Raw genomic sequence first — 11,836 nt, forward strand, 5'->3', positions numbered from 1 at the left:
ATGCCTGGGGCACTTCTTTTCTTAATCCTAGGCTATTTAACTTTAATTATTTTCCTGGTCACCACCTCATTCCCGATTTGCAGGCGGAAGAAGTAAATGCCTGCGGGAATTTCGCTTATATCCATAACAAATTCTTTTGTTCCGGATGACTGGGTTTCAAACTGCCAGCTTTTGAGACAGATTCCGGTGAGGTTGTAAAGGCAAACCCTGAATGATCCTGAAAAGGTCGTATTCAGGTTTAAAATCATCCTGTTATATGCCGGGTTGGGATAAACGTTAAGTTGTTCTTCCCCCGTTGGTCTATTTTCGATGTGGAGAATCCAACAGGCCTCCTGCACTTCCTGCTGACTGTTGCAGCCGGGGGCGTTGTATGCGATTTCAATGGTTCCGTTGGGCGCCGCCAGGTAATCGCAGATGCTTTGCACTGCGCAGGAAGAAAGATCACTATTATTAAATATTCTCAGATTGATGATAGATTCGGCAGCAATGTTCTCAAGTCCGGTCAGATTGGTCAGGAAATAATGGTTTGAAATCTCAAGCGTTCCCCCAATGGAGGCCAGGTTCTCCAATCCCGTAAGGCTGGTCAGGGAGGATGATCCATTCATTATAGGTCCTAGTATACGCAAATCTTCCCCTATGGAAGTCAGATTGTCCAACCCAGTAAGGCAGGTCAGGCATTCGCTCGAAATTGTTAGGCTTCCCCCGATTGACGCCAGTCCTTCTACCCCTGTCAGGCTGGTTAAGGCAGCGTTATAATAAATATCAAGATCACCCCCGATGGAATTCAGTCCCTCCAACCCCGTGAGGCTAGTCAGGGCATTATTATAATAGATATCAAGATCACCCTCGATGGAAGCCAGGTTTTCCAGCCCCGTCAGGTTGGTCAGGGCATAGTTATCACAAATACTAAAGTTTCCCCCGATGGAAGTCAGTCCCTCTAATCCTGTCAGGTTGGACAGGGCATAGTTATCATAAATACTACAGTTTCCCCCGATGGAAGCCACATTATCAAAGAGCGTCAGACTAGCAAGAGAAGCCTTGCCATTTTTACTCGGGTATTCCCCGATGGTAGTTAGATTCTCTAATCCCGTCAGGCTGGCCAAATCAGCGTTGTTATATATATTAAGATCTCCCCCGATGGAAGTCAGACTCTCCACTCCCGTCAGGCTGGCCAAATCAGCGTTATTATATATATTAAGATCTCCTCCGATGGAAGTCAGACTCTCCAATCCAGTCAGACTGGTTAGAAAATTGTTAGAATAAATCTTAAAGCCTTCCCCGATAGAAACCAGGTTCTCCAATCCTGTCAGGTTGGTCAGGGCATCGTTATCTTCAATACTTAGGAATCTCCCGATGGAAGTCAGGTTCTCCAATCCCGTCAGGTCGGTCAGGACAGGGTTTCCATTTCCACCATAATCTTTTCCAATTTCTAAAATACCCCCGATGGAAGTCAATACATTCAATCCATCAAGGTTGGTGATATCATCTCCCTGAATTGTAACATACCCTTCAATCTCGGTACAACCGGGATAGTTGGTTTGGAAATTGTTGATGTCATCCTGAGATAAAAAGTAATAATTCCCAAAGGGTAAGCAAGGTAATACTATTCCACAGCCGTCAGCCACTTCAGAAGGGTTATTGCAACCGGGTGCATTACTGTATATATTCACACTACCGTTCGGACTGGCCAGGTAGGCACACAACCACGTTGCTTCGCAGGTGGATAAAGATAAGTTATCATATATATAAATGCCTGTAATTGAGCTGGTATCAATATTTTCCAGTTCCGTCAGGCTGGACAGGGTAACGTTTCCCATAATCATAAGGTCTCCCCCGATGGAAGCCAGGTTCTCCAGTCCCGTCAGGCTGGTCAGGGCATCGTTAAAATTAATTTTAAGAAATCCCCCAATGGAAGCCAGGTTCTCCGGCCCAGTCAGGTCGGTCAGGGAAGCGTTAAGCGAAATCTCAAGGTCTTCCCCGATAGAAGCCAGATTCTCCAATCCTGTCAGGTTGGTCAGGGTATCGTTTCCTCTGATATAAAAGCTTTTCCCGATGGAAGCCAGGTTCTCCAGTCCCGTCAGGCTGGTCAGTGAAGGATGGCCACCACCATAACTCCCAATTACTATATAACCCCCGATGAAAGTCAAACCTTCCAGCCCTGTAAGGTTGGCAAGCGAAGCGTTATAAGAAATCTCAAGGTTTTCCCCGATGAAAGTCAAACCTTCCAGCCCGGTAAGGTTGGCAAGCGAAGCGTTATAAGAAATCTCAAGGTTTTCCCCGATGGAAGCCAGATTCTCCAATCCTGTCAGGTTGGTCAGGGCATCGTTTCCTCTGATATAAAAGCCTTTCCCGATAGAAGCCAGGTTCTCCAATCCCGTCAGGCTGGTCAGTAAAGGATTACCACTACCATAATTCCCAATTACTAAATAACCCCCAATGAAGGTCAAACCTTCCAGCCCGGTAAGGTTGGCAAGCGAAGCGTTATAAGAAATATAAAGGTTTTCCCCGATGGAAGTCAATAAACTCAACCCATCAAGGTTGGTGATATCATTTCCCTGAATTGTCACATACCCTTCAATCTCGGTACACCCGGGATAGTTGGTTTGGAAGTTGTCAATCTGTGCTTGAGCATTGAAGATGATACCTTCGGGCAGGCAGCCCTGGGCTGCTGCCATAACGTAACTCACAGCTACTGCTGCTATGAGTAAAATTTGTTTTTTCATGATGTTTTTATTTATGCTGATAACAAAAGGCTAATGACATTTCTTCTCTTAGCCCTATGCCCTCAGCGCTTTGCTATTTGACTTTGATTATTTTCTTTGTCACCACCTCATTTCCGATTTGCAGGCAGCAATAATAAATTCCCGGTTTATAATTAGGAGTGTTCAAAACCACAAATAAAAAGAACAAAAGAATCACGAGTTCATTGACGTATTGAAAATCAAAGGTATAGCTTTTCACCTGAAGACGAGACTTGGATCACCTCCACTATGTTTGATCATAATTATGGCGATGATATCCCACATTTCGATCATGAACCTTCTTTTAGCTGTTTTATACCCCAATCCATTAATCTTTTTATAGATCAGAATCAGCATGGAGAGAATAAGGGTCATGTACAAGAGGATCTTAATTCCGTTTTCATTCACACTGATGAAGTGGGAAAAGTTCAATTCCTGCTTAATGAATCTGAAAAAGACCTCAATATCCCACCTTGATTTATAAATTGTTATTATGTCTTTGGCTGGGATAGAGAACATATTGGTAAGAAAGAAGTAAGGATATCCCTTATCATTTATTGCCTGTACAAGTCTAAAAGAATGCTCAACTACTGATGTTCCACTCTTATATAAGTAAACACGTTGATCTTTAAGGATTGTAAGATTTCTTACTTTTTGGTCTTGACTTATCTCAAAATCTTCCAGAGCAATAAATCTTGCATCTGATTTCAGTCTTGTAACAAAAGTGTATTCTTCCTGGTCCAACTTACAGAAAGTTTGTCGGTCAGATACTCCCCGATCAAAAACAAAGACATTGTCTTTGTTCTTGTCAATCACCCTGAATATCGCCTTAGGAATGGTGAGGTTTTCGCTGATATGGCATTGCTGATTAAAAACCTCAACACTACTAGGAAACATATCGGTCAGACAAACAGTATATTTAATCTGCTTTTTACCATCTTTCTTACAGCCAACATGGATCCCATTTTCCAGTTTAGCAGCTGTCTGACAAACCATTGTTGAATCAACTCTGGATAATTTGTAATTCAAAGCCAGATCGTTTTCATCGTAGAGTTGAGAACATTGCTCGTATATAGCTTCATAGGCCTTTCGAAAAAAGTCAACATTCATAGTTGCAAGACGAGCAGATAGAGAGTTATATTTGGTTGTGTTTTTATTTGGAATATTAAACAGCACCTTGTAATGGGTGGAGTTATAAAAATCCTCTAGCGACCTGAGACCAAGACGATCGCTTTCTATCAGTCCAAACAGTAAAAGGCTAAAGACATTCCTGCCATAAAGCTTTTTTACCTGATAATCAACGTTGGTTTCTGAACTCAAATCAGCCAACAAGTCATCAGGTATAAGCTTGAGTAAGTCTTGGACTTTTATACCCTGCTTACAATCTGTTCCCATTGCAGGAACAAATATAAGTCCTTAACAAGTTGATTGTCTTGATTATAGAGAGTTTTTGCCAACAGTGGCAAACATATTTTGTTGATAACCAGCTATTTTCAGACAAACAAAGACATCACTGTTAATTACAATCCCTTGTTTTGTTAAAAACCTTTGATTTTCATGATGCCAAAGAACTTTTTGAAATGTCGTTTGATGTTTTGAACACTCCTAGTTTATAATCAGCAATGTTCAGTTCAAAATGATGTTCTCCGGGCTGCTGATATCCCAGGTTGACTGTTTTAACAAGCTGACCAATCATATTAAAAATGCAGACCCGGGCTGTTCCTCCTTTATTTAGCTGACAGTAAAGGGTTAGCTGATTTTTGGCCGGAACCGGAAACACATTAAAATTTTTAAAGGCTTCCTGATAATCCGGAATTCCCGGGGTTTGATGCGACTGTTCAATAATTGAATCCATCCAATGGATAGCGGTAATATATGATTGTGTGTGAAAAGCATGAGTGCTTTCAAAATAGCTCGTATCATAGCCAATACCATAAAAACCGAGACTATCGGCAAGCTGCAGATTCAATGGAAAGTTAACCTGTGAAAACAGGGGGAAGTATAGCTCCCCAAACAGAAAAAGGACCAAAAGATGTTTCGTTAACCTTTTCATCAACCACTGATTTCTTCAAACAAATCAAGCAATCTTTCACGGCCGCTTGCCGATACCGGTATCTGGGCCCCATTGCTCATTACCACGTTACCTCCATCATGTTTGTCGAACCGCTTAATATGTTTCAGATTGATCAGATGCGACCTGTGCACCCTCAGGAAGCCTGACCCGGAAAGCAGCGTATCATATTCTTTCAGGTTTTTCGATACCAGGATATTTTGATTGTCTGAGGTTTCAAAGGCTGTATAACTTCCTTCCGACATGCAATGTACAATGTCACTGGTGTTCAGGAGAAATATGCTTTCCTGGTTTTTCAGGATGATTTTTTTATTTTGATTCCCAATATTTTCGAGGTTATCTCTCAACGCTTCGAGTTGCATGTTGAAAGCCTGCCGGGATATTACCTCGGCTCTTTTCACTGCATTGACGAGCTTTTCCGGGTTTACGGGCTTAAGCAGGTAATCTATGGCACTGAAACTGAAAGCACGGATCGCATACTCCTCGTATGCGGTAACAAAAATCACCCTGAATGGAATATTATCATAATGCTCCAGCAAGTCGAAACCGGTCCCATCAGCCATTCTGATGCCGAGCAGGAGCAATTCCGGTGCTTTTTCGCGTATGGCTTTAATACCCGATGCTACGCTGTCGGCCTCACCGACAACATTTACCTGTGGACAGGTCCTCAGCAGCAAATTCCTCAGGGTTTCCCTGACAGGCTGCTCGTCGTCGATGATGAGGGTCCGTAGTACTTTAACGGAAATATTTTTTCTAAAGTTAAGCATAATGGGGAAAATTCCAAATTCCGGCAGATCATTCGGCCTCCTTCATCGGCTTCAGGATGACGACGTCTTCCTGAAGGAGCGAGCGTAGCGAACGACTGGAGGATCTGTTTTATATCATTGTTTGACTATCTTGAACGCTTCCATTTTCTGCCCCGACTGCACCCTGCAGAAATACAATCCTGCCGGCAGATTCGCCGTATTCCAGATAATCTGGTGCTGCCCTTCCGCCAGGATGCCATCTGACAAAACAGCCACCAATTCCCCTACGACGTTGAAAACCCGGATGCTGACCGGAGAGGGATTTACAATTTCATATTCAAAATGTACTATTTCGGAAAAGGGATTGGGATAGCAGGAAATGTTGAAGGTTGATGGTTGAAGGTTGAATTCAGTGCCAACTCCTACCGATCCGAATTCGTACGCTCCCATGTCGACGATGGTGTCGCCATCCATGTCGCCATCCCAGAGGCGGTAATTGCCCATCAGGTCCCACATTGGCAGGGCCAGATCGGTAGTATCCGGAGTGCCGGCATCGATGCAGGGGGAGCCAGTGGAAAGCTGGTACGGATGATCGCCTGAATTGAGAAATAGCGGATCCTCGTTGATGTTTCCTTCTCCAGGCCACACATGTCCATTCGTCTGAATGTCGGAATATGTGGCAACAACACCACCGAGCATGGAATTATCACAGCTGTCGTTGGCATAAATAATGGAATTGTAGAAGGTGATTATGTTTCCGGGAGAATTATCACCCCAAACCAGGTATTTCTCAAAAAAACCCGGGCCGCTTTGTTCATTTTCGGTGAGGGTGCAATTGATGAACTGTGGATGTGAACCCGCTGCGATGTACAATACCGTGCCTGTAATAGCCGAATTCCCGGTAAATAGGCAGCTTTGAAACACCGGGTTTGAGTCGTAACAACTTACACCGCCCCCCACGGTATAAGAATGATATACAGTATCTGATGACCTGTTATGGTCAATGGATGTTGCGAAAAAACTGGCATCGGAATTATCTAGGTAAACTCCCCCTCCCTCTCTATCTGCAATATTTAAGGAAATTGTTGAATTTTCTATTTTAGCTTTGCTATCATGAAGATAGATACCCCCCCCCATACCTCCACCTTCTGCATAGTTTCCTGTTATGATCAGATTGTCCATGATCAAGTCCGAATAATCTGCACAGATGGCGCCTCCCAGCCAGGAACGGTTGTTTTCAAATAGAATCTTTTTTAAAATCCCCGTTGAATTTTCAATAAGTACCCCCGCCCCCCCTAAAAAAAGCGTTTGAGAATTATTTGTCACGGTAATATTCTCCATCTCAAAGACTGATTTTGAACAATATATCCCATGTCCATTAGTCACGGTGATCCCTGAAACAGAATTATTCTTTCCCGCGGTTAAAGAGATAATATGCTTGTAAACAGAAGAATCTTCTCCATTAAGGATGACATCTACAGGGGAAGAACCTTTAAGGCTTATATGATCAAACAGGGCAACTGGAAATATCTCGTCGTTCGTAGCTTTGCTGTATGTGCCATCCAGCAGGTGGATCGTGCGCGGATGCAGGCTGTCGGAAATAAGCACCCTGGAAGCATGCCGGATGGTTCTGAAAGGTTCGCCCGGTGTCAATCCGCTGTTTTTATCATCGCCCTGGGGAGAAATATATACATCAGCCTCGAGCTGTTCCTGCAATCCGTGCAAAATATCATAAGTGAAATTTTCAACAGGGTACAGATAATACCCGGTCGGATGGATTACACTGAAGGTATCGAGTATTAGGTCGATATGAGAATTTGAATTAATCTGTCTTTCGCATGGATCATAAAAATCAATGTTGCCATAAATATTGCAGCGGTTCACACTGTCGAATTCTATATTTGAATCATAGCATATTATTCCTGCGCCATTGTTGTTAGTGATTGTTATGCCGTGAAACCGGACATCGGAATATTCACAAGAGATGCCTCCCGGATTGTGTGTTATCAAACCGTCTTCAAGTATCAAACTTGTATATCGGCAAAAAATTCCATAACCATCATCTAAATGTGAATTATTAGAAATTATAAAATTGCTAATGACCATGTTCGATTCTCTCAGGTCTACAGCCCAAACACATTTAACTGAAACAATTTGAATATCATCTATCAATGATTCTGAATGATTGCAATAAATTCCCTGAAAGTAATTTGAGGGATTCAGCGTGCCATCGATCTTAAGGTATTTTAAGGTCGGGCTGGCATAATCACAATAGATTGCGTAGCCGGCGTTTGCCATTCCGTTCGTTATTCTGAATCCGATCAATTGTGCCTGGGGCGTTTCATCGTTTTCAAAAACAATAACTTTGTCCTCGCTGCTGTTGCCTGTAATCACGGTTTGCGATATATAAGAGGTGTCCAGGGTGGTCAGGAACAGAGATGTCACGGTGATCTCCTTGCCGTTGAAATCAAGATACTCATTATAAACACCTGGCTGAACCAACACAGTGTCTCCCTCATTGGCTGCATTAATTCCCATTTGAATCGTCGGGTAATCCGCCGGGATGTTGATGATCTGGGCCTGGATGACACTCAGTGAAATAAATCCTGAAATAAGCAGTAAAAATTTTTTCATGATTTTTTTCTTTGAACAAAATGAATTTACACTGGCCAATAGGTCGAAATGGAAAAGATTCATGAATGCAGGGATTGGATTTATGAATGCAGGGAACTGATTGAGGAAGGGGAGCGGTTGGCGGTTGGCTGTCGGCATTCATTCGTCACTGGTCACTGGTTACTGGTTTTTGGTTTTAGGTTTTTGGTTTTTGGAATTTGTTTAGTCCTCCAGCTGGCGGATGGTGCCTGGGATTTGTTTGGTGCCTGGTGCCTGGAATATGGAATTTGGAATTTATAGGGGCAGTACGAACCGCACCAGCGTCCCCTTGGCATTCCCCTTGTTATCCTTCAGATCAATGTTTTCCTCTATTATCTTCTTTTTTGAACCGGATTTTTGACTTATAAGCATTTCGTTATGCAGGAAAAAGTCATTGAATGGGATGCTGAACTCCTTTACCATATTCATGATGGTCACTTTTAAGGTCATTACACTTGATATTTTCGCTGAATTCAGTTATATTTGCAAATTGTAATTTACATTTTGTAATATATAAATTGTTTAAGATAAATTGGCACCCATCTCAAATCCTTTTATTACGACCGGGTATCAAGGGAGTGAATACTTCTGTGACCGCACAGAAGAAACCATGACCCTTAAAAGAAACCTGGTCAACGGACAATCAACCACCCTGGTTGCCATTCGCAGGATAGGCAAAACCGGATTGATCCGGCATTTGCTGGCCCAACTCCCTGCTGGTCACACGGGGATCTACCTGGATATTCTTCCTACAGAAAGCATGAAGGAATTATTAAACGCGCTGGCCACAGCTGTTTTTTCCACCATTCCGGAGCAGTCGAAACCTGGTAAACTGATTCTTGATTTCATAAAATCACTGAGACCGGTCATTGTTTTTGACCCGTTGACCGGATTTCCTCAGCTCACCGTGGATGTAAGGCCTGGTGAGGCTGAACGGCACATCCGGTCCGTGCTTGGATGCCTTGAGGCTTATCCGGAGAAAGTCATCATTGCCATTGATGAATTTCAGCAAATCATGAATTATCCCGAAAAAAATACGGATGCTTTTCTGAGAAGCATTATCCAGTCTCTCAGCAATGTCCGGTTTATCTTTTCCGGTAGCCAGCAGCATCTGATGATGCAACTTTTCGCCGATCCTTCGCGGCCTTTTTACCAAAGTACCGGTTTTCTGAAAATTGATAAGATTGACGCTGATGAATATGTTGCTTTTATTCGTCATCACTTTCAGCACAGAGGCCATAAGATTGAAGATGAAACCATTCGCGCCATGATGGAGTGGGCCGACCTTCATACCTATTATGTTCAATTGCTTTGTAACCGGGTGTTTGCATCTGCCGGTAAAAATGTGGATGATGAACTATGGAAACAACAGGCCGCCCGCCTGCTCCTTGAACAGGAGATTGTTTTCTTCAAATACCGGGATCTGCTTACGAAGCAGCAATGGGCACTGCTCAAAGCCATTGCTCATGAAGGTAAGGTTTTTTATCCCACTTCAAAAGATTTTATTTCGAAGTATGACCTGGGAAGCCCGGCAACTGTATTGAGGTCATTGCAAGCCTTACAGCAAAAGGAAATGATTTATTCGGATTATAACAAAGAAGGACAGATGTTTTACAGCGTTTATGATGTGTTGTTCAGGCGCTGGATGCAGGGGAAGTAAGCATTATAACGGACAGTATCGGAGTCCGCTCGCATGCCCTTCTAACTCCCTGAGGACAATGATCTCCCGTGAGATCTTCTCTTTCGCCAAGTCTTCCCGCGATGTCGGTTTTAAAGAATACCTATGTGATGCAATGAAATTTATTCCCTGATCATTTCCGGGAAAAATTACAGGTTTGGCTAAACCTTCACCTGTCCGGAATGTTTAAACAGTCAGAAAAATCTTTAAACAGAATATTATGAGCAAATTTAAACCCGGCGATCAGGCGCCGGCCTTCAGTGGAAAGGATCAGTCAGGGAATGTGGTAAGTCTTGAAAGCTTCCGTGGCAGTAAAGTGGTATTGTATTTTTATCCCAAGGACGACACCCCCGGCTGTACGGCCGAAGCGTGCAGCCTGCGCGATAACTATGAGGCATTGCTGGCCCGCGGTTACAAAGTGGTGGGTGTAAGCCCCGACAGCGAAAAATCGCACCAGAAGTTTATCGATAAATACGAATTGCCTTTCCCGCTGATTTCCGACACCGAAAAGAAGATCCTTCAGGATTACGGCGTATGGGGCCGCAAGAAGTTTATGGGCCGCGAATACGACGGCGTGATCCGCACCACATTTATCATTGATGAAAAAGGCATGATTGAGGAAGTGATCGAAAAGGTGGATACCAAAAACCACGCGGCTCAGGTGCTGAAGGACTGAAAAACCAAGGCTGTTTGTTGATCAAACCGGCGTTCTTAAACAATAGATCTGTATTCCATCGGAACTTTGCTTTTATGGCGAATTTTCCTGAAGGCCCTATAATCTGAACGCTGATATAAATAACAAATAACTGTATTCCCCGTCTATATTTTTTTTGCCGGGCATTCACCTGTTTGTTCCGATTCCTTATCTTTGAAGATCATAAGAATCTTCAGCTAATATTTATAAATCATTGATACCATGAGTAAAGATCAGAAAGAAAACAATCTGGAAAAGTTAAAGGCGCTTCAGCTGACCCTTGATAAGATTGAAAAGTCATACGGTAAAGGAACCATAATGAAACTGGGGGATGCCCCGGTTGAAGAGATGCCGAGCATTTCGACCGGCTCCATCGCGCTTGACACTGCCCTGGGAGTGAACGGACTTCCCAAAGGCCGGGTGGTGGAGATTTACGGACCGGAGTCGTCCGGTAAAACCACCCTTGCCCTGCATGCGGTGGCCGAATCACAGAAGCAGGGAGGCATTGCCGCGTTTATCGACGCCGAGCACGCTTTCGACAGGTATTATGCACAGAAGCTGGGCGTAAATATTGACGACCTGCTGGTTTCGCAGCCCGATAATGGTGAGCAGGCCCTTGAGATTGCCGAGAACCTGATCCGTTCTGGCGCCATCGACATCATTGTGATTGACTCCGTGGCGGCCCTTACCCCCCGCAGCGAGATCGAGGGCGAGATGGGCGATTCAAAGGTGGGACTGCAGGCCAGGCTGATGTCGCAGGCGCTGCGCAAGCTGACCTCTACCATCAGCAAAACAGGTTGCTGCTGCATCTTTATCAACCAGTTGCGCGAAAAAATCGGAATTATGTTCGGTAATCCCGAAACCACCACGGGCGGTAATGCGCTGAAATTCTACGCTTCCATCAGGCTGGATATCCGCAGGGTTTCCCAGATCAAGGAAAATGATGCTGCCGTAGGAAACCGCGTAAGGGTAAAGGTCGTCAAAAACAAGGTGGCGCCGCCTTTCCGTCAGGCAGAATTTGACATTATTTTCGGAGAGGGTATTTCAAAGACAGGTGAAATCGTCGACCTGGGCGTAGATTACAACATCATCAAAAAAAGCGGTTCATGGTTCAGCTACGGCGATACCAAGCTTGGCCAGGGCCGCGATGCCGTGAAGAAACTCCTGCTCGACAATCCCGAACTTGCCGAAGAACTGGAAGGGAAGGTGCGTGATGCGCTGAAGAATCCGGCAAGCTAGCATTGCCCTTATAAG

10 protein-coding genes are annotated in these 11,836 nt (G+C 44.0%); 4 read left to right on the top strand and 6 right to left on the bottom strand.

Translation table 11 applies throughout. The features are described from left to right. Positions 1 to 32: 32 nt before the first annotated feature. From TBC1_RS12205 to TBC1_RS12225, 5 genes are all read right to left on the bottom strand, one after another. Positions 33 to 2,723 (bottom strand): T9SS type A sorting domain-containing protein, encoded by a 2,691-nt coding sequence (locus tag TBC1_RS12205; RefSeq protein WP_062043258.1) that lies wholly within the window; start codon positions 2,721 to 2,723, stop codon positions 33 to 35. 234 nt (positions 2,724 to 2,957) lie between these two features. Continuing rightward, positions 2,958 to 4,136 carry an IS4 family transposase gene (locus TBC1_RS12210; protein ID WP_062036967.1) on the bottom strand — a complete coding sequence of 393 codons (1,179 nt, stop codon included), beginning with the start codon at positions 4,134 to 4,136 and terminating at the stop codon, positions 2,958 to 2,960. A 160-nt stretch (positions 4,137 to 4,296) separates the two neighbouring features. Next, positions 4,297 to 4,710 carry a T9SS type A sorting domain-containing protein gene (locus TBC1_RS12215; RefSeq protein ID WP_137305702.1) on the bottom strand — a complete coding sequence of 138 codons (414 nt, stop codon included), beginning with the start codon at positions 4,708 to 4,710 and terminating at the stop codon, positions 4,297 to 4,299. Between the two features lie 83 nt (positions 4,711 to 4,793). After that, positions 4,794 to 5,579 (bottom strand): LytR/AlgR family response regulator transcription factor, encoded by a 786-nt coding sequence (locus TBC1_RS12220; RefSeq protein ID WP_062043264.1) that lies wholly within the window; start codon positions 5,577 to 5,579, stop codon positions 4,794 to 4,796. A 114-nt stretch (positions 5,580 to 5,693) separates the two neighbouring features. Beyond that, a complete protein-coding gene (locus TBC1_RS12225; RefSeq protein ID WP_062043267.1) occupies positions 5,694 to 8,192 on the bottom strand; it encodes a T9SS type A sorting domain-containing protein in 2,499 nt (832 codons plus the stop codon). A 48-nt stretch (positions 8,193 to 8,240) separates the two neighbouring features. On the opposite strand from TBC1_RS12225, the gene TBC1_RS18020 reads away from it, so the two are divergent. After that, positions 8,241 to 8,471, top strand: coding sequence for a hypothetical protein (locus tag TBC1_RS18020; protein ID WP_172668895.1), 231 nt, complete (start codon positions 8,241 to 8,243; stop codon positions 8,469 to 8,471). Here TBC1_RS18020 and TBC1_RS12230 read toward each other — a convergent pair. Further along, positions 8,466 to 8,660, bottom strand: coding sequence for a hypothetical protein (locus tag TBC1_RS12230; protein ID WP_062043271.1), 195 nt, complete (start codon positions 8,658 to 8,660; stop codon positions 8,466 to 8,468). The genes TBC1_RS18020 and TBC1_RS12230 overlap by 6 nt on opposite strands. A gap of 160 nt (positions 8,661 to 8,820) precedes the next feature. Here TBC1_RS12230 and TBC1_RS12235 point away from each other — a divergent pair, with 160 nt between their 5' ends. From TBC1_RS12235 to recA, 3 genes are all read left to right on the top strand, one after another. Next, positions 8,821 to 9,870, top strand: a complete 1,050-nt coding sequence (locus TBC1_RS12235; RefSeq protein ID WP_201781687.1) for an AAA family ATPase — start codon at positions 8,821 to 8,823, stop codon at positions 9,868 to 9,870. A 238-nt stretch (positions 9,871 to 10,108) separates the two neighbouring features. Further along, positions 10,109 to 10,564 carry a thioredoxin-dependent thiol peroxidase gene (bcp, locus tag TBC1_RS12240; protein ID WP_062043279.1) on the top strand — a complete coding sequence of 152 codons (456 nt, stop codon included), beginning with the start codon at positions 10,109 to 10,111 and terminating at the stop codon, positions 10,562 to 10,564. 240 nt (positions 10,565 to 10,804) lie between these two features. Further along, complete coding sequence (recA, locus tag TBC1_RS12245; RefSeq protein WP_062043283.1) at positions 10,805 to 11,821, top strand: recombinase RecA; 1,017 nt, start codon at positions 10,805 to 10,807, stop codon at positions 11,819 to 11,821. Positions 11,822 to 11,836: the final 15 nt, after the last annotated feature.

It is taken from the genome of Lentimicrobium saccharophilum (genome assembly GCF_001192835.1).
Classification (GTDB): Bacteria; Bacteroidota; Bacteroidia; order Bacteroidales; family Lentimicrobiaceae; genus Lentimicrobium; species Lentimicrobium saccharophilum.